Here is a 26,871-nt window from a genome sequence, read left to right as displayed (position 1 = left end):
GCTCGTCCGATCGTTGATCTTGCGCAGGACGAATGCCGAGGGCACGCCTTCGCGGCTCGGAAGGCCATTGAGATGGCGAAGGTCGTTTGCAGGTCCTCGATGACGGACGCATGCACGATCGGAAGGAGGCAGTCACGGATCACGGGCGCTTCTTCTCCGGCGTGAATCAGGATTGCCTAGACGCTGCGCGCATCAGAACCATCGAAGGAGTTTCGTAACTGGAGCAGCCTGCACCCGGGGACAATGTCGTAGGTCGCGTGCTATGTCGGTTCATGAACTGGGGTCGCTGAACCGATGCGACCCACATGGCCGCGAGATCCGTCTCGCTACGTGCTTACGCGCTCAGGTCCCTTATGATCATCGCGAAAAATCGGCCAGTCTGTGATTACACCATTGATATCATGGACCAAATATAGGCTACAGAGTTAAATAAACTGGTGTGAGTAATAATCAAATCCAAAATGGATCTTTTAATCGACCGTCTGTAGGTCGAGTTTAAATTAATTTAAACTCGCCGTCCGGTAAACCTAATCTCTATGCATCCTCCTAAAAAAGATCAGTATCAAGAGAGTAATACTCAAGTAAGCGTACTGATTCAGCTGCAGAACGCCATATTGAAGATGATTGCCGTGGGTACTCGCCTCGCACCCACAGGTAACATGCTTTGCACCGAAGTTGAACGGATCCTTCCTCAGGTGACGTGCTCGGTTCTTACTGTCGATCTGGCAGGCCTGCTTCATCCGCTTGCCGGTCCAAGCCTTCCGGAAGCATATTCCCAAGCTCTGAATGGACTGTCCGTCGGGCCGTTAGCCGGTTCTTGTGGAACTGCCGCGTATCTCAAAACAGATATCACGGTCCTTGATATCGAGACCGATGCTCGATGGGCGCAGTTCAAACACCTTGCGCTGCCACACGGGCTCCGTGCATGCTGGTCCAGTCCGATATGTGATGCAGACGGTCGCGTGATCGCGACATTTGCTCTTTACTATCGCAGCGCGCGAGGGCCGACTGACTTTGAGCGCGATGTGGTGGCCAACTGCGTTCACCTCACGCAAATCGCTATCGAGCGACATGAGCGTGTCCTCGAGCACCAGCGGCGGGCTTTTACCGACGCCTTGACCGGTTGCCCCAATCGGGCCGCATATCATGCCGCTCTTTCGAAACTGGAAGGCGCCGCGGTCGGCACTTGGGCCCTGTTTGTATTGGATCTCGATAATCTGAAAGTCGTGAATGACACGTTCGGGCATCATGCGGGTGACGAGCTTCTTCAGGTTGCCAGCGACAGGATCTCGGCAGCGGTCAGCCCCGGGCGAACGTTTCGCGTCGGAGGCGACGAATTTGCAGTCATTCTCCAAGCTCCTGAGGCCCTCCGTGATCTGGAAAAGATCGCTGATGACGTTCTAGCCGCGCTCTCGGTCGCTGCGGATTGCGGCGGGCATAGCATCGTTCCGCGCGCTACCATCGGAGGCGCTACATTCTCACCGGACGACGCCGGGGTGGGGAGTGTTCGGCAGAATGCCGACTTTGCTCTTTACCACGCCAAGGAAACCGGTCGTGGCGGCTTCGTACGATACTGGGCAGGGCTCCGCTCGAAAATGACGCGGCGTATGGGCGCGATCAGGGACTTGAGCGCGGCGTTGCGGGAGGACCGGATCGAGGCGCATTATCAGCCGATCTTCCGACTGGACACGCGGGAGGTCGTAGGACTGGAAGCGCTTTGCCGCATGCGCATTGGCGACAATCTGGTTTCGGCCGCCTCCTTTCATGAGGCGACTGCCGACGCGCAGGTTGCGACCTCGCTCACTGCCAGGATGATGGCGCTTGTCGCGGCTGACCTACGCCGATGGCTGGATTTGGGTATTCCGTTCCAACACGTCGGTATCAACGTCTCGTCTGCGGATTTGAGTGGCGGTGCCGTGGGACAGGTTCTGTCCGCAGCGTTCGAGCGCGAGCGGGTCCCTCTCAATCATGTCATCCTCGAGGTGACCGAGACGGTGTACATGGGGCGTGGCGACCAGGCGATACAGCAAGCGATCAGGGCACTACGCGCTGACGGCATACGGGTCGCGCTGGACGACTTCGGGACGGGCTTTGCGTCGCTGACGCACCTGCTCACGGTTCCCGTCGATATCATTAAAATCGACAAGATGTTCGTTGACCACCTGGAACCCGATGGCGTCAGCGTGACCATTGTAGAAGGCCTGATCCGCATCGCGAAGAAAATGGGCATAAGGATCGTCGCCGAGGGAATAGAAACTGAGGAACAAGCTGAACAGCTTCGCGCTATCGGCTGTGAGCTGGGGCAGGGGTACATCTTCTCACCCGCGGTCGATCGGGAAACGACCACCGCCCTTCTTATGGAGCATGCACAGGGCATTGCGCGACCGCCGATATCGTCGCGATCGGGCTCGGGCTAATTGCTCATCGGCGTTGAGACCGCTGAAGGACTTACCGGCAAGACGTAGGATTCGTCAGCATCGAATTGTGAATTGGCGTCGAGGCAGGACCCGAATTCATTCTTCGCAAGACCATGTTGCCGGTCTATCGATCAATCGTGCATTGGAGTCGAGCGCGAACACCACACGATCTTCGACCCGAGTTCGCGTGCGTTAACCAACATGGAAATGGGTCGATCAGTGGACCGGATACGTGGCCAATCTGACGGCGACCCGCATTCGACCAGGCCTTCGTGAAGGAGCATTCATGATAAATTAGCGGGACACTCAGCAAACTCACTTCGCACTTCACTGACATTTGTGGAGTCCGCTATTCGGGAGCAAATCGTGCGTGTAAAAGACGATGCCATCGAAATCACTATCGAGCAGGCGGTACGAGCGCTGATTATTCGTAGCGAGTTATCGACATATGCGTCCGACATGAAAGAAAACTTACGGCAGTATGATTGGCAGCATCTGGTTCCAATACTTTGCCGCGACCTTCCGAGTTTTCGGCTGACGGTTGATCGGTACGAACGCCTCCGCTCGACGGCGTCGCGTATGCCAACGGAGTTTAAATCGAAGCTGATCGTCGCCTTCGACGCTTGGCTCGACTTGCATTGGAAGGAGGTCAGGCCGACGGCGATAAAGCGGGCCAAGGAAGGTTTGTCGAAAAATGTTCTGACGGATCACGACCTTCGACATTGTCTGGCCAGATACCCACGACTAGCAGCCGACGAGGATCTGATCCGAACCGCCATCCAAAAGCTCGTCGAGAGTCGAGATCCACATCACGAATACCTGAACCTGACCATGTTGACCGGTTCGGCTATCACAGCCGACGTTTTGATCGAGCAAGCTCTCCTGCACGGATGGACCCGACATTCGGACCAGATTGCGAAAGTGCTGAAGCTTTGGCTCGGAACAGGGGTTCGCGACAAGCTGATGATCGCGTTGTGGTCCCCCTCCGTCGATGGCGTCGAGGACAACGATATTGCGGCGGTCGCCAAGCATCTTCGACAACTGCCTCTTCGCGCCGGACCTCCGCTGAGTTCGAATGTGCTCGATGGCGCCGATGATGGTACTCGCACGGCTTGGCGGAGGAAGCTTGCAGAGCTGTTGGAGACCGACGAGCAGCTGAGGATTGCTGCAACCGAAGCCCTCCTCTGGCTTGCTTTCAAAAAGGACGACAGATTCGTTCAGTTCACGGCGATCGAGATCAATGGTCCGACCGCTCCCGAAGTACTCCGCAGTCTTGAGATGCATAATTCGGCGCTGGTGGTGCATCGGGCCCGGTCCGCGCGCGATGCGTATCATGGATCGCCGAACCTCTTCGATGCTTTCCTGACCCATACTTTTCCAGCAGAACAGGTTCTCGAGGCGAGGTCCGATGCCGGACGCACATGGATCGATGATCCCGCGCTGGAGAACCTGTTGAGGCAGACCTTCCGGAACGCGTGTGATACTTTCGCGCAGAAGGTGCCGGCTACGGCTTCCAGCGGCGAAGAAAATCTTGTCGGCAGACTCCTCGAACGTATCGAAACGAAGTGCGAGGATCTGAACGAACGAGCAGCCGCTCTCGCCCATGAGCGGAGCGATGCGCGACGCTTGATCGTGTCCATCAGGCACCGTGTGATCGGTAAGAAGGAAGAGGGCTCGCCAGGACTCCTGCCGACTGGTAGATTTTCTACCGACGTGGCTATCGTCATGAGGGCTATCGAGAACGATCAACCGCCCTTTGCTGAACGGGCGATCTTTATTCAGGCGAAGCGCGCCCTTCGGGGAGACGAATATGAACTCGATCACCTCAAGTTGGAGATCGAACAGTTGCGGCAGCTAGCGTCGCAGACAGAGTCGGCGTTCGTGTTGAATATCATCCCGCCTACGAGGCATCGTACATTCCCGGTGCTCCCCGCCAGGCAGTTGGTCGAGCGTTATGGGAAAGTTGATACAAAGACGCTTGATTTGAACGTACTCGCGATCGGCGGACGCGATCTTGCCGACTGGCTCGTCGATGACGTCATAGGACTCTGGACCGGCGATCCGCGCGACGAGGCGATTGCGAAAGCGGAGAACGGGGCGGGTGACCGCGCGACGGTACTGGTCTATCTGGAGGTGCGAAAGGTACCTGTCGATCCCGATCGTCGGCTCGGACGTGGGGCCAGATAGCGATGGACTGTGTTGATGCGACGCGCGCGATCAAGCCACGTCGCTTCCTCGCCGCAGTAGTTAGCCTGAATATAGAGACGGCATTGTCAGGGACGAGCGCCAAGAGCATCAGCCGATGGCTATGCAGGCTAGCAACGGGAACAAACCGGTCTCCCTTTTCGTGAACGCGTAAGCTGGCTTCTTCAAATCAGCGGTGCAACGCAGCAGTTCGGATATGCGCCTGACCGTTCTATCTTGGCTTTCGGCCGATTATAGGATTGCTAATTTCCGCTGCGAAATGACGGTCCCGACCACCAAGTCATGCAAAGCGGCGCTTTCCCCGATCCGGACACGACGAGGCTCGTCCGTTAAGAAAGATCTATCCGCATGCATGCAGAACGACCGACCGGCACCTACCAGCTAAAGCGACCAGGACTGTGACAGTCCAGTTACGCCAGGGTCGCTAGACTAGACGACAAGTTCCAGGATGCCGTCGTGCGGCAGGAGGGGAGCATGACGCGATACGATTCGCGGCGTAAGCTCTGACATCTCATCCGTGTGAACGTCAAAGCGGACGAGGTCCGCCCAGCCGAAAGCAGTGGTAAGGGCAGTATCGGCCGCGTCGCGACCCGCTGCCATCAGGATGCGGCCGATACGTGGAATTCGATGCCTCGCATCGTATGCATGCCACGAATTACCGAGATACACCTCGAACCAGGCGTGGAAGTCCATCGCGACATCGACGGGCTGCACACCGATGTCGCCAAGGTAGCCGCTGCAGTACCGCGCCGGGATATTCATGCAGCGGCACAGAGCGACTGCCAGATGCGCGAAGTCGCGACAGACGCCAACCCGTTCCTCGTAAGCGTCGTAGGCGGTCCGTGTGGCGCGGGCGTAGCAGTACCCGTAGGTGATCCGCTGGTGAACGAAGTCGACGATCGCGCGGACCCGCGGCGCTCCAGGCACGGTTTCGCCGAACAGGCGCCAAGCCTCTGTCGTAAGGCGGTCGGTATCGCAGTAGCGGCTGCCAAATAGATAGGTCAGTACCTCGGCCGGAAGTTCCTCGATCGAATGTTGTTCCGCGGGATACTGGGGATCGGGTTTGCCGCTATCCTCAATGACGAAGTCGCAGGACAGCGTCGTGATGCCGGTTGGCAGCATCAGGCGGGTGCAGATATTGCCGAACGCATCACGGTAGTCTTCCCGATCGGTCGCCGCGCCGATGGACGTTTCGTAGGGTGATCGCAAATCTGCCAGTCGCGATGGGTGGAGATTGAGCATGGCGATGACAGGCGTCGGGGCATTGCATTCGAAGGTCAGGGTATAGCCAGCTTGGATGAGCATAGTGCCTCGTCGAGAAAGTACCCGCGATGAACCGGACCGGCCGCCGATGATGTTTACAATAAACCAGCGGGGGGCGGAGTGGTTGCCTGTTCCCGCGTAATGCGACGCGTGCGTGCGAGAATGTCCCGTGCGACACGTACGCATTCTAAAGTCGTAAGCAGTAAATCGAGTTCACCTGCTTCATCACATCTCAGATTTTCACGCGTAGACGGGTGTAGTAGAACTCTCCGAAGAAGCCGAACGGACCGCCAATAGGCGGATAGACCTGACCATCCGAGGTGTCACCGGTGAGCGGGTAGATCTGCATCGTCTAGCTAGGAGTAAAGCGATCATGATGCCCGTCGATGAAATCCTGAGCGCCGACCGATAGGGTGAAGTATTTGATGGTGTGGTCCATTTCCCGAACGATGGTGAACTCGCCGTCGAACGGTTGGTTCGCGACGCCGTTGGTCTGGCCATAATTTTGGGCACTGGTGAATGAGCTGTGATAGTTCTCGCGAACGTTGAAGCTCAGATTGTCGGGGGACCAGTTTGCATTGAACACGACGCGGTGCCTAGGCGCGAGCTTCTCGGCATTGATGAGCTGCGCGACACTGATTATCCGGGCGTCGTAATCGGTCACCTTGGTGTCGTTGCAGTAATACGCCAGCGAGAATTTGAGCAGCGCATCGCTCACCTTCGTTCGGTACGTCCCGACGACATCGACGCCCTGCGTGCGGGTCCTGAAGCCATTGGTGAAGTACTGAACCTGACCACCTATGCCGACCGGCAGTAGCGCCGGTTGCGCCGCCAGGTCCGCTGCCGTGACGATGAACGGCGCCGTAAGACCGATGAGGTCGCGCAGATTGATGCGGTACCCATCCAAGGCGACCGTCATGCCCCGAACCGGTTCGGAATGGCTCCGTGCCAGCTTGTTGGCTGTCAGAAGCGTGATAACGCCGGTTGGCGACACGACCCGGCTGCCGACTGGCTCAATGGGTCGTCGCGAACTTTATCCCGGGAAGCTGCCGTGGATCCCCTACTCGCGGTATCACGCGCTCGGACGCTGGTTCAGTGACTCACTTGATCGCACGGCATTGAGAATCGCGCTTGGCTCGGTCCTCTGCATCCAGTCGGGTGAGACATCGGCCCATTGGACGGTGCCGTTCCTGCCGATCAGGAGTACGGTTGGAAACGGCAGTTCCCAGGTGGCCGTTCCGGTTACCGTGCCTAACGGCGTCGCAGCGGCCTGACGTGTCGCTGCATTCGCCTCGAAGACGATCCCCAACCGGTGCGCGAGCGCATTGTCGCGGTCACTGGCGATCGTGAAGTCGAACGCGTGTCGCTTCTGGATGTCCGCAAGCAGCGAGGGGACCTGCGGGCTGACCGCAACGAGCGGGACGCCGAGATCGCGCAGGCTCGGCCACAGCGCGCGCTGATACACCGGCAGGGCGATATTGCAGGCTGGGCAGCCCGCGAACCGAAAGAAGATCAATACCACTGGTCCGACGGCAATCAGCGCATCGCGGCGAATGATCGTGCCGTCCAGACTGTCGAGCGCAAAATCGGGCATCGTATCCCCCGCTTCGACCACGCGGCGCGTCGCGAAACTCTCCACAAGGTCGCGCCGTTGAGTCGCGTTGAGGGCGAGTTGAGCGGGTGTCCAGCTGCAGTCGCGTTCGGCTTGGAGCATGCCCAGTGCGGCACGAACGGACTCGGTCATGGTCGGTCTCCTTGGCGGTGAAAGCTGTTGCCGGGGTGCGCGAGGCCGAGATGGCCGCGCAACGTCGATGCCTCATATTCGCGTCGGAATGTGCCGCGAGCCTGGAGGAGGGGCACTACATCGTGCAGCATTCGGTCGACGCCGGCTGGCATGAACGCAGGCATGACGACGAACCCATCGCATGCCTCCTCGACCAGCCAGCGTTCCATTTCGTCGGCGACGGTGCGCGGGCTGCCGACCATCTTGGCGAACGACAGGCTCGAGCCGTACCAGCGGCCGAGGTCCGCGAACGTCCATCCTTCGTCGATCGCCTTGCCGATGACGTAGTGGAAGCGGCCCTTGCTGCCCCGGACCAGATCGCGGATGTCGGGGACGGGCTCGTCGATCGCGTGGCCGGCGAGGTCGTAGTTCATGCTGCCCGACATGAAGCTCAGTCCTGCCAGCGGCTCGACCAGCGCGTCGAGTTCGCCGAGCAGGTCGGCGGCGGCATCGTCGCTGTCGGCGATAATCGGCACCATGCCGGGCAGAATCTTCACCGCGTCCGGAGATCGTCCGGCGGCGGCGACGTCGTCCTTGAAGCTGCGATATCCCGCCTTGGCGCGATCGATGTCGGGATATACCGCGAACACCACTTCGGCGTTGCGCGTCGCGAGATCCTGGAACGTGCCGGATGCGCCGGCCTGGATCAGGACCGGGTGGCCTTGCGGTGGACGCGGCAGCGACAGCGGGCCCTTCACGTCGAACCATTTTCCCGCATGGTCAGCGTAATGGACCTTGGTCGGATCGCCATAGGTCCCTGCACGCTTGTCGGGCGCGATGGCGTCCTCTTCCCACGTATCCCAAAGGCGGCGGACGACGTCGAGATATTCGCCGGCCCGCGCGTAGCGGGTCGCGTGGTCGTAATGCTCGGCGCGGCCAAAATTATGCGCCTCGGCGTCACTGACCGATGTCACCGCGTTCCATGCCGCGCGACCGCCGCTGAGATGGTCGATCGACGCGAACATCCGGGCGACGTGATAGGGCTCGGTATAGCTGGTCGAGATCGTCCCGCCGAGGCCGATACGCTCGGTCGTGACCGCAAGCGCCGACAGCATCGTGAGTGGCTCCGTCCCGCGCGACGCGCGGTAGCGGACCGTGGTCGCGAAGTGGTTGCCGTAGAGATCGTCGACCGCCAGCTTGTCGGCGACAAACAGCATGTCGAGCTTGGCGGCCTCCGCCTGTGCAGCGAGGCGGCGGTAGAAACCGAAGCCCTGGTCCGCGCCACTCGCCTGCGGGTGACGCCAGCCGCCATGATGAATGCCGTCCGCGCTCACGAATAGCGCAAGGTGCATCTGGCGGCTCACAGCGACACACCGACCCGCGCGTAATAGGATCCGCCGCTGAGCCCGAACGGGGCGAACCCGCCATAGGCACCGCTGCCATCGGCGGCGATCAGGCCGTTACGATCGGGATAGGTGTCGAACAGGTTGTTGGCGCCGACCGCCAGCGTGACCCGGTCGGTCAGGTCGTAGCCGATATCGAGATCGGCCACCCATTTGCCGCCGAAGGTCCGGTCGCCGCTCGCGACGTTGCTCGACTCGGTGTAGCGGCCGTAGCGCGTTGCGCGGGCGAGCGCATGGACGCGGCCGAGTGACCAGTCGTTGGTCAGGACCAGCTTCGTACGCGGTAGCGCGGCTACCAGATCACGCTGCGCCTGGCGGCCGAACAGTACGACGTTCAGCGAACTGAGCGCTGCGGGATTGTCGGCGATGCTAAGGATCTTGGTCTTGTTGTAGCTATAAGCCGCGCTCAAGCGGAACGCGCCCAGCCCGCTCGATCGTAGCGTGTATTCCGCGACCGCATCGATACCGCGGGTGCGCGTGTCGATCGCGTTGGTGAAGAACTGTGCGCTGTCGACGCCCGTCACGCCGTTGGCGATCAGGATGTCGCGGATCGCGGTGCCGCCGTTCGACGCCGTGCCGAGGAACTCGGTCTTGACGATGCGGTCGTCGACACGGATCTGATACGCGTCGAGCGTGAGGTGCAGGGCGCCAGCTTCGTAGGTGATGCCCGCGGTGTAGTTCAGCGACTTTTCCGGCTTCAGCGGTTGCGCACCCAGCGCAATCGCCGCGGCGCTGTTCACCGGCAGGAACTTTGCGATCGTCGAGACCGGCGTGTTGCCGATGACGGTCGTGGTGTTCTGCGTGGTCGAGAAGCCGGTCTGCGCCAGCGATGGCGCGCGGAAGCCGGTGTTGACGCCGCCGCGGATCGCTAGGCCTTTTGCTAGTTCGTACCGCGTCGAGATCTTGCCGCTTGCCGTATTGCCGGCGCTGTCGTCGTAATGCTCGAACCGGCCGGCGACGCCGACGAACCACGCATCGGTGACGTTGGTCGCAAGATCGACGTAGCCGGCCAGATTGGTGCGGCTGAGCGAGGCGGCATCGGCGGGGGAGGTGCCGGTGAACGACACGAGCCCCGGCGACGGGTAGCGGCCGCCATAGAGTTGCCCGAACGGCGTGTCGTCGACCGGGATCTGGTAGCCGCCGTTGCGATAGCTGTCGGGCTCGCCCGCGCGCGACTGGAAGCGTTCCCAGCGATGTTCCGCGCCGACCGAGATCGACAGCGGCTTGGCAAGGCCGACCTCGACGTCGCGGCTGAGATCGAGATTGTTGACCCAAAGGTCCTGGATCTGCGTGCCCATGTAGAAGCTGGTCGGGCTGGTCGGTCCGATCGAGGGGTTCAGCGTGTTCTCCGCACCGAGCCAGACGCGGTCGCGGCCAAAGCTCGAACTCAGGTCCCAGGCCCAGCCGGCAAGCTCGCCCTTCGCGCCGCCGGTGACCTGGAAATCGGTTTCCTTGATCCGGCGATAGGCCTGGAAGCCGGTCGGGTACACTTGTGGCAGGACGTTGAGGCCGTTGGTGTTGGCTTGGCCGCCATAGCCGGTAGAGGAGGGGATATAGGCGCCGCGCGCGTCCCTGATATCGCGGTAGCTGAGCGTCGAGAAGCTGTAGAGGCGCAGCGTATCGCCGACCGGCAGCTCGGCATTGTACGAGCCGTTGACCATCGTGTCGCGGTTCGACCGGCCGTAGCCGCCGGCATAGACATGATCGAGTTCGGCCTCGCGCGGGTCGGGCTGGCCGTTCACCAGCGGCAGGATCCGCGGCACGGCGTCCGCCGACGAGTCCGCACGATCATGGTATTTCGCTTCGACCGCCGCGCGGAAGACTCCGCCTTCGCCGAGGCGCGTGCCGTAGCTCAGATCTGTCTGGAGTAGTGGCGCACCCTTCGAATATTGCTGGCCGCCTGTGATCGAGAAACGCCCGCCCTTCGGCGCGTCGTCAAGGATGATGTTGATGACGCCCGACACCGCGTCCGAGCCGTATTGCGCCGCCGCGCCGTCGCGGAGCACTTCGATGCGGCCGACCGCGTTGGTCGGAATCAGGTCGATATCGACCGGGGTGGAGCCGCCCGAGATGCGCGAGAGGTTGTTGATCAGCGAGGTGGTGTGACGGCGTTTCCCGTTGACCAGCACGAGCAGGTAATCGCCCGAGAGCCCGCGGATCGCGATCGGCTTGACGCTCGCGGAGGTGCCGCCGCCGCCGAGCGCGGGCATCGTCAGCGAGGGCACGATGTTGCCGAGGATCTCCTTCAACCCGGTGCGGCCAGTCGCCTGCAACTCGCGTCGGCCGATGACGTCGATCGGCACAGGGCTGTCGGCGACGGTCCGCGCCTGTCCGCCACGGACGCCGGTGACGACGATCGTGTCGTCGGTGCCGCCGCTTGCATCCGGCGTGGTCAAGGTGGTGGCGGGGGCAGGCAGTGCCTCTTGCGTGAAGGCGGGCGAGGCGAAGGTCGCGAGGGCGACACCGGCGAGCAGGCGGGAGGTCGATGTCATGATGATGTCCGTGAGCAAGACGCGCGTCTCCGGTCCCGCCGAAGCGGGAGCGCGCGAGGTAAAAACGATTGGCTGGGCGGCGTGAGGCCGCGGGCGGGTCAGGCCCGCATTCGCAGCTTACCGGGCATCGTGCGGTCCCTGGTCCAGCGGGAGATAGGCTTCGTCGAGCGATCGATTGCCCGCAAGCGCGCCCGCCTTGCGGAACTGGGCGACGACGTCGCGTTCCTCCGCCTTCACGGCCGCGTCGACCGGTACGCGCGCCATCGGCAAATGCTTCGCGTGAAACAGCGCGATATCGAGCGGGAGCCCGGTCTCCTCCGCGAGCACCTCGGCATAGTCCTGCGGATGCGCGCGGGCCCAGTCGAGCGCGCGGGATTCGCGTTGCAGATAATCGGTGAGTATCGTCTTCTTGGCCGTCGCGGCGCTCGCGTTCGCCGTGTCGAAGGCATAGCCACTGAGATAGTCTGTGCCGTCGGCGACGACGCGCGCGCCTTCGGCCAACGCGGTGCCGCTATACGGGGACCAAATCGCCCACGCATCGATCGAACCGGTATCGAACGCCGCCTTGGCATCGCCCGGCGCCAGGAAGATCAGGCGAACGTCGGTGGGCTTCAGTCCCTTCGCATCCAACGCGCGTAGCAGGAGGTAGTGGCCGACCGAGCCACGGGTCGTCGCGACCCGCTTGCCGCGAAGCCCGCCGGCATCGACGATCCGCGAGCGCGCCGGCACCAGGATCGCGAGGCTCTCGCGCGGCCGCGAGGTGGCGGATTGCACCGCGACTGCCTTGATCGGGCTGCCACTCTGATAGGCGAACTGGAACGGCGCATCGCCGACCATCCCGACATCGACGGCGCCCGCGCCGATCGCCTCCAGCAGCGTCTGAGCGGCGGGGAATTCGGACCATTCGACGCGGTAGGGCGCACCGTCGAGCGCGCCCGAGGCAAGCATCAGCGCCTTGGTGCCGCCGCGCTGGCTGCCGACGTGCAGCACGTCGTCGCTCGCACTGCCGCGTCCCAGCCATGCATACAGGCCTGCCGCGAGCACGACCGCGAGCAGCAACGGCCACCAGCGCTTCAGGCCTTCCGCCGGAGGGGGCGGTGACGCTGCCACCCCCTCGTCGTCCGTCCAGTCCGGCATCAGCCTACCGCCCGCTGCGGTTCGACGAGGTCGCGTTCGGCATCGCGCGCGGCGATCAGTTCGTGGACGACGGGCAACAGGTCACGCCCGTAATCGATCGCATCCTGCAACGGCTCGAAGCCGCGGATCAGGAAATGGTCGATGCCAAGGTCGTAATAATCGAGCATCGCGTCGGCGACCTGCTCGGGCGTGCCGACCAGCCCGGTCGAATTGCCCTGCGCACCGCCTAGTGCCGCCACGCCCGTCCAAAGGCGCTTGTCGACGCGGTAGCCCTGGTTGGCGGTATCGAGCAGCCGCTGCGAGCCGGCGTTCGGTGGTGCGTGGCCGCTGGTCGCCGCACCAGCGGAGACGCGCAGATCGCGGACCTTTTCGACGATCTGGTCGGCCTTTTTCCACGCTGCCTCTTCGGTGTCGGCGATCACCGGGCGCAAGGACAGCGAGAAACCGGGGTTGCGGCCATAGCGCGCGGCGGCGTGGCGGATCGTGCCGACCGCCTCGCGGACCTGCGCCTGCGTCTCGCCCCATAGCGCGTAGACATCGGCGTGGCGCCCGGCGACATCGATCGCGGCGGGCGAAGATCCGCCGAAGAACACGGGTAGATTGGTCGGCTTGATCTGGCTGAACGCCTGGCGGACGTTGTAGAAACGCCCGTCATGATCGAACGGCGTGGTCGACGACCATTCCTGTTTCAGGATCTCCAGATATTCGTCGGTGCGCGCGTAGCGATCGTCCTTCACCGAATGATCGCCGTCGCGCGCCATCTCGCTGTCCGCGCCACCGGTGATGATGTGGACCGCGACGCGTCCGCCCGAGAGCTGGTCGAGCGTTGCCAATTGCCGCGCGGCGAGCGTCGGCTGGGTAAAGCCGGGGCGGTGCGCGATCAGGAAGCCGAGCTTGGTCGTGATCGCGGCGGCATGCGCGGCGACGATCTGGCTTTCGGGGCTGTCGGAGCCGAACGGGATCAGCACGCGGTCGAAACCGCCCTTCTCCTGCGCAATCGCGGCGGCCTCGACATAGGCCTTGTCGAGCCCGCGCGCCTTGCCGACGCCGTGGATTTCGGATGCGTCGTTGAAACCGATATAGCCGATGAACTTGACGGGCATGACGTGTCTCCTGTGGTATTCGAGGAAATCAGATGACGTAGAAGCCGTGCGTGCCGTCGCGCGCGAGCTGCTCGACCAGGCCGTATTCCCAGTCGAGATAGGCCTGCATCGCGGCGGCGGCGTTGTCGGTGCCTTCGTAGGGGCGCTTGTACCGGTGCGCGGGGTCGCCCGGCGGGATCGTCGGGCCGGGGCCGGTTTCGAGGTCGCCCCCAGTGCCATTGGCGAATCCGCCATCGAGGACGAACACGTCCCAGCCGAGTTGAGCGAGCCATGAGGCGGTCATGTCGGCTCGGGGCCCGATGTCGTCGGCGAGAACGATCCGAGCACCGCGAACCGGTGCGGCGATGTCGGTTTCCTGCACCAGCTGCCCGCCGGGATAGGATCGGAAGCCGGCGATGTGGCCGGCAGCGTATTCGTCGGGGCGGCGCACGTCGAAGCGGTAGAGCGTGCGGCTGGTGTCGCGTTCGAGCACCGCGAGCTCGGCGGGCGTCAGGCGTTTTACACCGGCGCGGTAGGCCACGGCGCGGGCGGTCGCCTCGGTCTCGTCGCTCTGTCGTACTTCCGGCGCAGGGCGGTCGCTGCCGTGGGCGAGCGACTGGCCGGCGAGCGTCCAGCCGATCGTACCGTTGCGCAGCGCGACGACCCGGTTGGGGATGCCGGCGTTGATCAGCGACTGCGTGCCGATGATGCTGCGCGTGCGGCCGGCGCAGTTGACGATGATCGTCGTGTCGGGATCGGGCACTGCTTCCGCGACGCGCAACACGAGTTCGGCGCCCGGCACGCTGGTCGAGCCGGGGATGTTCATCGTCGCATATTCCTCGAACCTGCGCGCATCGAGGATCGCGATGTCGGCCTTCTCCTCGATCAGCGCGGCGACGTCCTCGGCGGCCAGCCACGGCGTGTGCCGGCGCGCCTCGACCAGCTCGCCGAACGCCTTCGAGTAGGAGTTCACGTCCTCGAACACTTCGAAGCCTGCCGCGCGCCAGCTTGCGAGACCGCCTTCGAGGGTAGTGATTTGGGTGTAGCCGAGGGCGGTCAGAGCTTTGGCGGCGGCGGGAACATGGCCTTCGCGGTCATCGTACAGGACGATCGGTACGTCCTTGCGCGGGAGGCGGATCGTCGCTTCCAGGTCGACGCGATCGAAGGCGAGATTGGCGGCGAACAGCGGGTGTCCGGTCGCGAACGCGGCTTCGTGACGGACGTCGAGCAGCGCGATTTCATGCCCGAGCAGCAGCGCGGTGCGGATCTCGGTTGGGGTAGTCATGCGGTGGTTCCCGAACGGTCCCAGAGGTTCGGCAGCACTGCGTTGGCATAACCCGACACGAACCGCTTCGGAGTGCCGGCCGCATCGTAGGTGGCGCGTTCGACCGCGCCGATGTTGCTGCCGTAGAGGTGGATGCTGATCGACACGCGGTCGTCGAACGCGTTGGAGACGCGGTGGATATCGCCGACCGAGGGCGAGACGGCCTCGACTTCGCCAGCTTCGAGCCGCTCGATCGCGCCGACTGCGTGCAAGCCGCCGTCCGGGTAGCGCGCGAACCGTTCGGACAGTTCGGCGCCGCGCAACACGCCGACCAGGCCCCAGACGCGGTGGTCGTGGATCGGCGTTGCCTGTCCCGGCCCCCAGACGAAGCTGACGACCGAGAAGCGTTCGCGGCTGTCGCAGTGGAGGAGGTATTGGCGATAGCGATCCGGGTCCGGCGCGGCGTAGGCGTCCGGCAGCCAGTCGTCGTGCGCGACAAGCCGGCCCAGCGCCGTGCTGCCTTCCTCGAGCAGCGACCGTTCGTCGCGGGTGCGGTCGAGCAGCGTGCCGATGCCGGTGACGAAATCGCGCAGGCGGTCGAGACGCGGGCGGTGTTGTACGAGGCTCGCCATCATTCGGCTTTCACGAAGGGCAGGGGCTCGTCCCGTTCGACGCCCAGCGATCCCAGCAACCGCTCGCGCAACGCCGTCGCGATTCCGGTACGCTGACCGCGCGGGACCGAAATGCGTTCCTCGACGACGATCCGCCCGGCATCGAGCACCAGCACGCGGTCGGCCAGCGCGATCGCCTCGTCGACGTCGTGCGTCACCAGCAACACGGCGGGCTTGTGCGCCCGCCACAACGCCATCACGAGGCCGTGCATTTTTACGCGGGTCAGCGCGTCGAGTGCTGCAAACGGCTCGTCGAGCAGCAGCAGTTTCGGTTCGCGGACCAGCGCGCGGGCGAGCGCCACGCGCTGCGCCTCACCACCCGACAGGGTCAGCGGCCAGACGTCGAGCCGGTGGCCGAGCCCGACTTCACGCAGCGCCGCCTCTGCACGGTCGCGTACGTCCGGGCCCTTCAGGCCGAGCCCGACATTGCGCCAAACGCGCTTCCACGGCAGCAACCGCGCATCCTGGAACACGACGGCACGCGACGTGGGGATCGTCACGTCCTGCGCATCGGCGGCATCGAGCCCGGCCAGCGTCCGCAGCAACGTCGTCTTGCCGGAGCCCGAGCGGCCGAGCAGCGCGACGAACTCGCCCTGTGCGATCTCGAGATGGAGATTGTCGAGAACGGTGTTGGTGCCGAAGCTGCGCGAGAAGCGCGAGAGCTTGACGACGGGTCGGACTGGCTGCGGCATCGGGATGATGTGCGAGATGTTCATTTCAGGCCTCCACGAGCTTGGGGCGCCACGCGAGCGCACGGTCTTCGATCAGGCGCACGGACTGGTCGGCGGCGAGGCCGAGCCCGGCATAGACGAGCAGGCAGACGACGATGATGTCGGTCCGCATGAAATCGCGCGCGTTGTTGATCAGGAAGCCGAGACCTGCCGACGCGTTGATCTGTTCGGCGACGACCAGGATCAGCACCGCGACCGAGAACGCGTAGCGCAGGCCGACCAGCAGTTGCGGTAGTGCGGCGGGGAGGACGATGTCGGTGACGATCTGCGCGCGTGACAGGCCGAAGCTGCGCCCCGCGTCGATCAGCCGGACGTCGACGCCGCGGATCCCGTTGTAGAGGTTGAGATAAACCGGAAACAGCGTCGCGAACGCGATCAGCGCTATCTTGGGGGTCTCGCCGATCCCGAACCAGACGATGAACAGCGGCGACAGCGCCAGCGCGGGCAATGTCCGCAGCATTTGCACAGGAGAGTCGACCGCTGCCTCGCCCTCGCGGGTTAGGCCAGCGACCAGGGCGAGGACGATGCCGAGGCTCACCCCGATCACGAGGCCCGCCGCCGCACGACCGAGCGATACGGCGAGGTTGGCGGGCAATTCGCCCGACACGATCATGCCCCACAGCGTGCCCAGCACCTGCGAAGGCGCGGCCAATGTACGGGTGGGGATCAGGCCGATCCGGGACGCCGCTTCCCAGGCCAGCATGAGCGCTATCGGCGATACCCAGCGGCTACGCTGGAGCCTGCTCTGCCATGATCGGCCGGTGGATCGTTGGGACGTCTTCGCCATGGACAGCCTTTCGGACGCTCGTTTTCCGGAGCGCCTTCAATGCGTCTTCAATTCCCATCGGTTCAATAGATAATAGCTTGCCAGCCTTATGAGCGATGTAAATACGAGCGAAAAATCGCATCGATCTCAGCAGGTTAGGGGAACGGGAAAGAAAGCCTTTGCGGCCGTGAAGAGCGTCAATCCGCGCTGGCGGATTCGACGATCGAACGAAGGACGACGTCGTGAAGCCGGTCGAGTACCGGATGTCGCGTGTCGTTGATGTGCAGGACATAGGCGACGCGGGGCAGCGCGGGGAGCCCGTCGTGGATCTCCGGATCGAGCCCCATCAAGGCGTCGGTTCGACAGGTTATACCGATCCCGCCGGTCACTGCCGCGCGCAGGGCGGACAGGCTCGGCGTCTCCAGGACGATCCGGTAGGGCCTGCCCGCCGCCTCCAGCGCGGCGATCGCGGCATCGCGGAACCGGCATGGCTTCTGGAGCACCGCCAAGGGCAGGATCGCTGCGGAGGTCAGGCGTGGATTGCCGAGCCAGTGCATGTCGGCGGTGGCGACGGCGGCCTTGTCGGTGTCCTCGCCGATACACAGGACGATATCTAGGCGATCGGTCGCGAGCAGATCGAGCAGTTCGGCGGACCCGGCGACGCGAACGTCGAGCGAGGCGTCGGGGTTGCTGGACGCGAACACGGACAAGACGCCGGACAACAACGTCTCCGCGAAATCCTGCACGAAGCCGATCCGCGCGGGGCCGGCGAGGCTGCCGTCGCCAAGTGCTGCCAGCGCACGATCGTTGACCGCAAGCAGGTCGCGTGCGTGCGGCAGGAACCGTTCGCCCTGCACCGACAGGACGAGCCTGCGTCCCTCGCGGCGGAACAGCGCGACCTGGAGCAGTTCCTCCAGTCGTTTCATCTGCAAGCTGAGTGCGGACTGGCTGACGAACACGCGGTCCGCGGCGCGGAGCATCGAGCCGGCATCGACGATCGCGACGAAGCTGCGCACGACATCGGTGGGAATGTTGACGGCCATGATCGGTCCTAGAAGCCAGGCTCATATGCGTTAGCAGACAATCTACATTGATTCGATGGGAAATGAGGCGCTCCTTGCTGCGGGAAGGAGCGCAGCCTTGGTACATCCTAATTCCGGACCCGGATCGCAGCACGGCAGCCTTGCGCCGTGCGCGACCGATCGTCTTCACGTGAAGCCTGTCCACGACCAGATCGGCATGGCCCTAGGATGAGTGCGCAACTCCTCTCGATTGCGCCACAGGGGCCGACGCTTGACCTGGATGCGATCCTGCCGGGTGTAACCGCAGCGTTCGCCGCGACCGCTGCGCACCATGATCGCACAGGCACGCTGCCGGTCGAGAACTTTGCGTTGCTGCACCGTCACGGGCTGCTCGCGCTGACCGCGCCGCACCGGCTCGGCGGCGGTGGCGGCGACCTGGCGGAGGCGCGGCGCGTGATCGCAGCGGTCGCTCGCGGCGAACCGGCGACCGCGCTCGTCCTGACGATGCAGTATCTGTTTCATGCCGGGCTCGACGATCGGTCCGGTTTCTCGGAGGCGCTGAAGACGCGTGTCGTCGGCGAGGCGTTGCGCGATGGTGCGCTGATCAATGCGCTGCGGGTGGAGCCGGATCTGGGCACGCCGGCGCGGGGCGGCCTTCCCGGCACGGTCGCGCGGCGCACGGCCGAGGGTTGGCGGCTCGACGGGCGGAAGATCTTCTCGACCGGTTCGACCGCGCTGACCTGGCTGGTGGTGTGGGCCCGTTCGGACGACGTCGAGCCGCTGGTCGGCGGCTGGCTGGTGCGCGCCGACACGCCCGGCATCCGGATCGAGGAGAGCTGGGATCATCTCGGGCTGCGCGCGAGTGCCAGCCACGACGTCGTGTTCGAGGACGTTCTGGTGCCGTTCGATCAGGCGTTGGAGCCCAGGCCGGTCAGCAAGCAGCCACCCTATTCCGCCGCGTTCGCCAACTGGTCCGCGGTGCTGACATCGGCGATCTATGACGCCGTCGCACGGAATGCGCGCGACTGGCTGGTCGGTTGGCTGATCGATCGCAAGCCGACTAATCTCGGCGCGTCGTTGTCGACCTTGCCGCGGTTCCAGGAGGTGGTCGGGACGATCGACGGGTTGCTGTTGCAGAACCGACTGCTGCTTGATGCGGGCACGAGCGGCGCGACGAGCGGGCTGGAGGCGGGGCTGGTCAAGCACCTCGTCACCGAGAACTCGATCGCCGCAGTCGAGAAGGCGATCGCAGTCACCGGCAATGCAGGACTTACGCGACACAATCCGCTGGAGCGGCATTTGCGCGATGTGCTGTGCGGCCGCATCCACACGCCGCAGGGCGATGTCGTGCTGGGCAGCATCGGTCGCGCGGCGTTCGCGGAGCGCGGCGCGTGACGCGTGTGCAGGTCGCCAGCCAGCTACCGGCGCTCTTCAACGACGCCTTTGCAGCCTCCTCCCAAGCCGCGGAGATCGTCAGCGTCGCGCCTGGATCGGCGGGGCTCGCGCATGGACCGGAGGTACTGATCGCCGCGCCGTTCCGTCGGCCGGGCGACGCGTTCCCGGCGCAACCCAACGGCTGGCCGTTCGACCTGCGCTGGATTCAGCTCGTCTCGGTGGGCATCGATTTCTACCCCGACTGGCTGTTCGAGGGGCCGGTCGTCACCACCGCCCGCGGGGCGTCGGCGATCGCGCTGGCGGAGTTCGCGCTCGCCGCAATCCTGGCGGAGGCGAAGCGCCTACCCGACATCTGGATCCATGAGCGACAGGACTGGGTCGCCAAGCCGCTCGCGACCGTTGCCGGCACCACGCTCGGGCTGATCGGGTTCGGGGCGATCGGCGAGGCGCTCGCACCGCGCGCTCAGGCGCTGGGAATGCGGGTGATCGCCACGCGCCGCTCGGACCTGCCGCTCGCAGCGGGTGTCGAGCGTGCCGATCCCGCGACGATCTTCGCGCAGGCCGACCACGTCGTCCTCGCCGCGCCCGCGACTGCACGGACCGAGCGGATGGTCGACGCGAAACTCCTGTCGCTGGCCAAGCCGAACCTGCACCTGATCAACATCGCGCGCGGCATCCTGATCGACGACGATGCGTTGCTCGCCGCGCTCGATGAGGGGCGGGTCGGGCGTGCTACGCTCGACGTTACATACCCGGAGCCGCTGACCGCAGGGCATCGCTTCTACACGCATCCGCGCGTCCGCCTGTCGCCGCATACCAGCGTCCACACGACCGAGACGCGGCGCAATCTTTCGCTGAGTTTCGCCGCCAATCTCGATCGCTTCCGCCGCGGGCAACCGCTCGACGGCGTGGTCGATCGCGCCCGCGGCTATTGAGGAGACAGACGTGACCAACCCGCTTCCCCTGCGGCGCAAGGAGCCGGCCGAGACTGCGATCGTCGAGGCGCTGTTGCCCGAGTTCGGATCGTCGGTGATCCCGGTCCACGCCGATCCCGCGGTCGAGCGGCTGTATCGCAAACAGCGCCTCGCCGCCGCGTACCGGCTGTTCGGGCGCAACGGCTACGACATGGGCGGCGCGGGGCACATCACGGTGCGCGATCCCGAATGGCCCGATCATTTCTGGGTCAACCCGTTCGGCGTGCATTTCGGCCGGATCAAGGTGTCGCACCTGATGCTCGTCAGCCACGAAGGCGTGGTCGTCGAGCCGCCCAAGGGCGTACCCGCGCGCCTCAACCGTGCAGCGTTCGCGATCCATTCGGAGTTGCACAAGGCCCGGCCCAACGTGATCGCGGCGGCGCATTCGCACTCGCTGTACGGCAAGGCATGGTCGTCGCTCGGTCGGCTGCTTGATCCGCTGACGCAGGATTCCGCGGCCTTCTACGACGATCACGCGCTGTTCGACGAGTATAGCGGGGTCGTGCTCGATGCGAGCGAGGGCGAGAAGATCGCGCTCGCGCTGGGCCACCGCAAGGCGGTGATCCTCCAGAACCACGGCATCCTGACGGTCGGCCATTCGGTCGAGGCGGCAGTGTGGCGCTATCTCGCGATGGAGAACGCGTGCCAGGCGCAGTTGCTCGCCGAGGCTGCGGGCACGACCAAGCCGATGAGCGACGCGGTCGCGCGGCACACCGCGTCGCAGGTCGGCACGGAGGTCGGCGCACTGTGGGCGTTCCAGCCCTATTGGGACGTGATCGTCTCACAAGAGCCGGATCTGCTCGATTGAGCCCGCTCGTTTCCCGTCGCGCGGTAATCGGCGGCGCACTTGCCGTGTCGGCGTGCGGACGCGGCGGTTCCAACCCGGTCGCGCTGAAGGACGTCACGCTGCGCGTCGCGACGTACAAGGGCCAGATCGACTCGTTCTTCGCGCAGGCCGGCGAGGCCGCACCATCTTATACCGTGACCAAGGCGCTGTTCGCGGGCGGCAACCAGATCGTCGAGGCGATCAACGCCGGCGCGATCGACTTCGGCGGGATGAGCGAGATCCCGCCGATCTTCGCGGCCGCTGCGGACCCGCTGTTCCGGCTGATCGCGGTGCAGCAGTACGACGTGAATAATCAGGTCGTTCTGGTGCCCGCGGGGTCGACAATCCGCAATGCGGCGGCGCTTCGCGGCAAGCGGATCGGCTACGTCCGCGCGACGACCTCGCATTACATCCTGCTTCGCCTTCTCGACGAAGTGGGGCTGACGTTCGCCGACGTCACGCCGATCGCGTTGTCGCCGTCGGACGGGCTGACCGCGTTCCAGCAGGGGCGGCTCGATGCCTGGGTGATCTACGGCGTGCAGGGCAGCCTCGCGCGGTCGACCGGCGCGCGCGTGCTCGCCACCGGCAAGGGGCGACTGTCGGGCAATTACGTCGTCGCGGCGTCGACCGCAGCGCTTGCGGACCCGCTCCGCGTCGAAGCCATTGGCGACTATCTCGACAAGATTGCGCGCACCTTCGCTTGGTCGGTGGCGAAACCCGAGGCCTGGGCGGCGGGGCTTGCCAAGGAGACCGGTGTTCCCGAAGCAATCTGGCTCCAGCAACACCGCGAGCGAAGCATCGATCCGCGCATTCTGCCCGTGACTGATGGGGCGATCGCCTCGCAGCAACAGGTTGCGGACCGGTTCGCCGCGGCAAAGGTGATTCCGTCGAAGGTGGATGTCCGTCCGCTCTGGTCGACCGCGCTCAATGTACGGATCGGGAAGATATACTGAAGAACAGTCAATGATACATATGTGTAACGACGAACAATCGGTAGTTTGAGACCAGATACCTAAAGCAACTCGTACGAATACCGGATAGACTCCATAGTTCAGCGACATAATAAGGGGTCGCATTGATGGATCGTACTACACGGCGTTTTCTGAAGATCTCGGTTGCGATCATCGCACTCGGATTGACATGTTCCGCCAGCGCGCAGACGACAGGCGGTCCGTCGACTATGGGTCCGGTCGATACGTCCGACAGGACCGACACCTCCGATCGCGGCGAGATCATCGTCACCGCCGAGCGCCGCTCGACCGACCTGCAGAAGACGCCGATCGCGATCTCCGTGTTCGGCGGGCAGCTCGCGCAGGATCGCGACATCCGCGACGTGCGCGATCTGGCAGGGCAGGTGCCCAATCTGTTCGTGCCTCGCACCTCGATCAGCCACACCACGCAGACCTTCTCGCTGCGTGGCGTCGGCGAAAGCGATCCGATCCAGGAGCCGGTGCTCGCCGTCTATGTCGACGACGTCTACATCCCGCGACAGATCGGCTCGATGGTGGAGTTCAACGATCTCGAACGGATCGAATTGCTGCGCGGTCCGCAGGGTACGCTCTACGGTCGCAATTCGAGTGCGGGCGCGCTGCGGATCATAACCCGCGAACCGGACCAGGAAACACATCTCAAGGCCGCGATCGGCTACGGCAGCAAGAACGAGGTCGACGCGCGCGCGCTCGTCAGCGGTCCGCTGAGCGATACGCTGGCCGCCAGCTTCTCGTATATCCACCACAGTCGCGACGGCGTGACCAAGGATCCGACGCTTGGACACGACGTCAACCGGATCGACGTGGACTCGTTCAGGGGCAAGCTCCGCTGGACGCCGAATGCCGATCTCGACGTGTTGTTGACCGCCAATCTCGTCCGCGACCGCTCCGACTCGCGTAGCTACATTCCGGTCAACCAGCCCGGCGTCACATTCGACAAGCGCACGTCCTATTCGGAGGTCGAGCCGGTTCAGGATCTGGACGGCCGTTCTGGCTCGCTCCGCGTGAAATATGCGCTGGGCGAGCATCTCAGCCTGAAGTCGATTACCGCGGTCGGCGGGTTCAATCTCGATCCGGTGTCGTACGACAATGACGGCCAGTCCGCGCTGATCCAGAAGAACCTGATCCACTATAACGATCGCTACGTGACGCAGGAGGTGCAGCTGAACGGCGATTACGGCGCGTTGACCTTCACCGGCGGGCTATTCTATCTGCACGAGCGCTTCTTCGTCGAACGCGACGGGTTTACGCGCCTTGGTACGTCGCCGACCGCAGCGGTCTCGGGTCTGCGCGCGCATAACATCACGACCACCGATGCCTATGCGATCTTCGGCGAGGCGACCTATCGGCTCGGGTCGGTGTTCAGCGTCACCGGGGGCTTGCGAGGTACGATCGAGCACAAGGACTTCGTGTTCGACAACAAGGTCATCAACCTCGCACGTGTCACGACCGCGCAGTCGATCGCGGGAGAAGCAGACGAGACGTGGCGTGCGCTGACGCCGAAAGCGTCGGTGCAGGCACAATGGAGCCCGCAGTTGCTGCAATATGCCAGCTATTCGCAGGGGTTCAAATCGGGCGGGTACGACAACCGAGCGACGCGGCTCGACCTTGCGACGCTGCCGTTTGCGCCGGAAAAGGTCAGCACCTACGAAACCGGGCTGAAGGCAACACTGTTCGATCGTGCGCTGCGGTCCAACATTGCCGTGTTCTACAACGACTATCAGGACTTGCAGGTGTCGTTTTTCGATCCGGTATATCAGGGATCGCGGCGTGGCAATGCCGGCAAGGCGCACAGCTGGGGTGTCGAGATCGAGAACAGTGCAAGCCTGACCGACCGTTTCAGCGTGCAACTTGCCGGCGGGTATCTCCACGCGACGTTCGACGACTACAAGGGCGCTGGCGGGGCAGGGGTGAATGCCGATGGCAACCGCCTGACCAACGCGCCCAAATGGACCGTCACTGGTGGCGCGAGCTACGAACTGCCTTTGGCGGCCGCTGGTTCGCTGAGACTTGCCGCCGACGTCAATTACCAGTCGGCTTATTACGTCTCCGCGCTCAACCGCCCTCAGGACCGCTCGCCCGGCCAGGCCTACGTGAACGGCACCCTCACGTGGAATACTCCGAACCCGCATGTCGACGTCGCGCTCTCGGTCCGCAACGTCTTGAACGCCAGCAAGCAGGTTGCCTCCGTCTACAACCCGTCGATCGGTGCCTGGTACGAGAATTTCCCGGATCCCCGGACCGCACTTTTGACGCTGCGGTTCAGCCGGTAGTTGGTCTTTGCGTAGTGGGCACAGCTTGGCCGCCAGCTACAGGCTTGGCGTCAGAACCATAGGTTTCGACTGACTTGTTGTTGGGGAAGAAGATCGGTTCCACAGCCCTTACCAATGGCTAAGGTTCGAAATCGCATCTTCATATGCTTGTTTTGGAAACGGCGCTTGGCGGACGCAGATGTCGCTGCTCCTGACCCTGGTAAACTTCTTGACAAGTTTAACGATGACTTCGAGATCTGATCGTGGACGATGCCTTTGGTCGATGTGGTGACGAGGTATGGCGCCGAGGGATTAGCCGTTATCCTGCACGCTAAGTCGCCGCATTAGCGGCAAAGCTCGAAGGGCTTGCGTGGGACGCCGTCGGGCCGTCACAGATTCCTGCCCTTGGAACGCAGTGTCGCGGGGGTGACTTTGCATACCTTGCACGAGCGACCGGACGAGGTCGGGCCGCATGGGTTCCCAGGCTGTCGCGGACTGCAAGACGGGGCGAGAGCACCAACATTACGATAAAGTCCGCGACGATCATGCCTGATGAGAAGGCGAGGGCATTTGCGAATGGCTCGTGGTGTGACGTAGTCCATAGACGATCGCGTCGCGATCATCCATCTGGGCTGGCCGAAAGATCGTGTGATTCAGATCGGACCCCTCAATTGCGGCTGCGGACTGGAGATTGGGTTCGAGGATGGCGAAGTGGCCTGCGCCTGCCGCCACGCCGTAGACCCTGACTGAACTGATGAGATAAGGCGTCTCACATCCGCCTTGTCCATAACCGTTACGATGGCGCGGGCTTGCTAGGTCATCGGGCCGGAAAGATTGTCCTGTCCAACCACTGCCGGATGGAGCGCCGCGGCGTTGAGCATATCGCCCTCGACAGGCGTGATGCCCGCGTTGTTCGTCATCGTAGAGAGACTCATGGCCTTTGGCAGATAAAGCGTCGGCGTCGCATCGGTTCGCTCCAGAAGCACTCCGGCCGCGATACGGACGATTTGCCCCGTGTGCGCCACGGATCAAGATCTTCATACGTACTCCTCGTGGCCGGTGCCACGACCGCCCTGGATCTCAATCGAGTCTGCCGCCCTGGTCAGTTCGTCCACTTCGCTCGTAGACAGATCAATATCCGCAGCGGCCATGTTCTCCTCGATCCGGTGCAGCTTGCGCGAGCCGGGGATCGGGACGATCGATGGATCCTGCGCAAGTAGCCAAGCGAGCGCGATCTGTGCCGGCGTGACGCCCTTGTCTTCGGCAACCCGGATGACATGGTCGACCAGGGCTTGATTGGCCTTCATCGCCTCGGGTGTGAAGCGCGGGAACCAGGATCGCACGTCCGACTTGTCGAACGTCTGGTTAGGATCGACCTTGCCGGTCAGGAAGCCTTGACCCAACGGGCTCCATGGCACGAAGCCGATACCCAGTTCCCGACATAGGGGTAGAACTTCGGCTTCCGGATCACGAGACCAAAGTGAATATTCGCTCTGAAGGGCAGCCACCGGCTGAATCGCATGCGCGCGGCGGATCGTGTCTGTCCCAGCTTCCGACAAACCGAAATGTTTGACTTTACCCTCGGCGATCAGGTCGCGAACAGTGCCGGCGACATCCTCGATCGGCGTTTCGGGATCGACGCGGTGCTGATAGAGCAGGTCGATTACGTCGGTGCGGAGGCGTTTTAACGACTTCTCCACGACGGAGCGGATGTGCGCGGGGTTGCTGGTGAACTTGCCCGAGCGTTCGCCGGTCTCATGGTTGATGTCGAACCCGAACTTTGTAGCTATCACCACCCTGTCGCGGACGGGCGCAAGGCCTTCGCCAACCAGTTCCTCGTTGCTGAACGGGCCGTATACTTCGGCCGTATCGAAGAAGGTCTGGCCGTGGTCGACCGCCCCGCGCATGAGCGAGATCATTGCGGCCTTGTCTTCGGGCGGGCCATAGTTGGTGCTCATCCCCATGCAGCCGAGGCCGATAGCGGAAACTGTAAGGCCGTCGTGGCCCAGTTGGCGTGTCTTCATGATTCAGCTCCTTGGACCCAAAGTTTAGCGATGCGATAGCGGGAGGAGGGATTCCGGCAGCCGGTCAGCCTCACGCCTTCTTGCGCGCACGGGGAATCATGCGGATGGAGGCGGCCTCGTCAGCCGCGGCAACGGAGGTGCCAGCAAAGCTCATCATGCCGGAGCTGAGGCCTGAGACTGTCCGGCTGCCGAGATTATGCGTTGGCATCGCATTACTCGTTGCGTTGGGAAGATC

Annotated in this window: 20 protein-coding genes; 7 read left to right on the top strand and 13 right to left on the bottom strand. The window is 63.6% G+C overall.

What is annotated here, in order from left to right; genetic code table 11:
* The first annotated feature begins 536 nt into the window (after positions 1-536).
* Both U1763_RS02975 and U1763_RS02970 read left to right on the top strand, forming a co-directional pair.
* The gene (locus U1763_RS02975) at positions 537-2,417 is read left to right on the top strand and encodes a sensor domain-containing phosphodiesterase (protein ID WP_332754042.1); all 1,881 of its coding nucleotides are present in this window, start codon (positions 537-539) and stop codon (positions 2,415-2,417) included.
* 366 nt (positions 2,418-2,783) lie between these two features.
* Positions 2,784-4,604 carry a hypothetical protein gene (locus tag U1763_RS02970; RefSeq protein ID WP_332754041.1) on the top strand — a complete coding sequence of 607 codons (1,821 nt, stop codon included), beginning with the start codon at positions 2,784-2,786 and terminating at the stop codon, positions 4,602-4,604.
* 447 nt (positions 4,605-5,051) lie between these two features.
* Here the strand turns inward: U1763_RS02970 and U1763_RS02965 are convergent, their stop codons facing one another.
* The 12 genes from U1763_RS02965 to U1763_RS02910 all read right to left on the bottom strand — a co-directional run bounded on the left by U1763_RS02965 (position 5,052) and on the right by U1763_RS02910 (position 18,197).
* Positions 5,052-5,927, bottom strand: coding sequence for a transglutaminase-like domain-containing protein (locus U1763_RS02965; protein ID WP_332754040.1), 876 nt, complete (start codon positions 5,925-5,927; stop codon positions 5,052-5,054).
* 310 nt (positions 5,928-6,237) lie between these two features.
* On the bottom strand, positions 6,238-6,804 hold the full coding sequence (locus tag U1763_RS02960; RefSeq protein WP_332754039.1) for a TonB-dependent receptor: 567 nt from the start codon (positions 6,802-6,804) through the stop codon (positions 6,238-6,240).
* Between the two features lie 153 nt (positions 6,805-6,957).
* Positions 6,958-7,629, bottom strand: coding sequence for a peroxiredoxin-like family protein (locus tag U1763_RS02955; protein ID WP_332754038.1), 672 nt, complete (start codon positions 7,627-7,629; stop codon positions 6,958-6,960).
* Positions 7,626-8,972: an LLM class flavin-dependent oxidoreductase gene (locus tag U1763_RS02950; protein WP_332754037.1), complete on the bottom strand. Its 1,347-nt coding sequence runs from the start codon at positions 8,970-8,972 to the stop codon at positions 7,626-7,628. The genes U1763_RS02955 and U1763_RS02950 overlap by 4 nt, the downstream gene beginning before the upstream one ends.
* The gene (locus tag U1763_RS02945; protein WP_332754036.1) at positions 8,969-11,503 is read right to left on the bottom strand and encodes a TonB-dependent receptor plug domain-containing protein; all 2,535 of its coding nucleotides are present in this window, start codon (positions 11,501-11,503) and stop codon (positions 8,969-8,971) included. Before U1763_RS02945 ends, U1763_RS02950 begins: the two co-directional genes overlap by 4 nt.
* A gap of 117 nt (positions 11,504-11,620) precedes the next feature.
* Entirely contained in the window at positions 11,621-12,640 is a 1,020-nt protein-coding gene (locus U1763_RS02940) for an ABC transporter substrate-binding protein (protein ID WP_332754035.1), read from the bottom strand.
* A complete protein-coding gene (locus U1763_RS02935) occupies positions 12,640-13,743 on the bottom strand; it encodes an LLM class flavin-dependent oxidoreductase (protein WP_332754034.1) in 1,104 nt (367 codons plus the stop codon). The genes U1763_RS02940 and U1763_RS02935 overlap by 1 nt, the downstream gene beginning before the upstream one ends.
* 28 nt (positions 13,744-13,771) lie before the next feature.
* Complete coding sequence (locus U1763_RS02930) at positions 13,772-15,007, bottom strand: rhodanese-like domain-containing protein (protein WP_332754033.1); 1,236 nt, start codon at positions 15,005-15,007, stop codon at positions 13,772-13,774.
* Complete coding sequence (locus U1763_RS02925) at positions 15,004-15,618, bottom strand: cysteine dioxygenase family protein (RefSeq protein WP_332754032.1); 615 nt, start codon at positions 15,616-15,618, stop codon at positions 15,004-15,006. Before U1763_RS02925 ends, U1763_RS02930 begins: the two co-directional genes overlap by 4 nt.
* Complete coding sequence (locus tag U1763_RS02920) at positions 15,618-16,373, bottom strand: ABC transporter ATP-binding protein (protein WP_332754031.1); 756 nt, start codon at positions 16,371-16,373, stop codon at positions 15,618-15,620. Before U1763_RS02920 ends, U1763_RS02925 begins: the two co-directional genes overlap by 1 nt.
* Before the next feature lies 1 nt (position 16,374).
* On the bottom strand, positions 16,375-17,175 hold the full coding sequence (locus U1763_RS02915; protein ID WP_332754030.1) for an ABC transporter permease: 801 nt from the start codon (positions 17,173-17,175) through the stop codon (positions 16,375-16,377).
* Between the two features lie 176 nt (positions 17,176-17,351).
* Entirely contained in the window at positions 17,352-18,197 is an 846-nt protein-coding gene (locus U1763_RS02910; RefSeq protein ID WP_332754029.1) for a LysR substrate-binding domain-containing protein, read from the bottom strand.
* Between the two features lie 207 nt (positions 18,198-18,404).
* Here U1763_RS02910 and U1763_RS02905 point away from each other — a divergent pair, with 207 nt between their 5' ends.
* The 5 genes from U1763_RS02905 to U1763_RS02885 all read left to right on the top strand — a co-directional run bounded on the left by U1763_RS02905 (position 18,405) and on the right by U1763_RS02885 (position 24,633).
* Complete coding sequence (locus U1763_RS02905; RefSeq protein WP_332754028.1) at positions 18,405-19,571, top strand: acyl-CoA dehydrogenase family protein; 1,167 nt, start codon at positions 18,405-18,407, stop codon at positions 19,569-19,571.
* Positions 19,568-20,506, top strand: coding sequence for an NAD(P)-dependent oxidoreductase (locus U1763_RS02900; protein WP_332754027.1), 939 nt, complete (start codon positions 19,568-19,570; stop codon positions 20,504-20,506). Before U1763_RS02905 ends, U1763_RS02900 begins: the two co-directional genes overlap by 4 nt.
* Before the next feature lie 10 nt (positions 20,507-20,516).
* Positions 20,517-21,353: a class II aldolase/adducin family protein gene (locus tag U1763_RS02895; RefSeq protein ID WP_332754026.1), complete on the top strand. Its 837-nt coding sequence runs from the start codon at positions 20,517-20,519 to the stop codon at positions 21,351-21,353.
* Positions 21,350-22,324 (top strand): ABC transporter substrate-binding protein, encoded by a 975-nt coding sequence (locus U1763_RS02890; RefSeq protein WP_332754025.1) that lies wholly within the window; start codon positions 21,350-21,352, stop codon positions 22,322-22,324. Before U1763_RS02895 ends, U1763_RS02890 begins: the two co-directional genes overlap by 4 nt.
* Before the next feature lie 125 nt (positions 22,325-22,449).
* Positions 22,450-24,633, top strand: a complete 2,184-nt coding sequence (locus U1763_RS02885; protein ID WP_332754024.1) for a TonB-dependent receptor — start codon at positions 22,450-22,452, stop codon at positions 24,631-24,633.
* 1,016 nt (positions 24,634-25,649) lie between these two features.
* Here U1763_RS02885 and U1763_RS02880 read toward each other — a convergent pair.
* Positions 25,650-26,636 carry an aldo/keto reductase gene (locus U1763_RS02880; protein ID WP_332754023.1) on the bottom strand — a complete coding sequence of 329 codons (987 nt, stop codon included), beginning with the start codon at positions 26,634-26,636 and terminating at the stop codon, positions 25,650-25,652.
* Positions 26,637-26,871 lie beyond the last annotated feature (235 nt).

It is taken from the genome of Sphingomonas sorbitolis, from assembly GCF_036663875.1.
Lineage (GTDB): Bacteria > Pseudomonadota > Alphaproteobacteria > Sphingomonadales > Sphingomonadaceae > Sphingomonas.
Note: the sequence above shows the minus strand (reverse complement) of the source record. Positions and strands in the feature narration are given on the sequence as shown.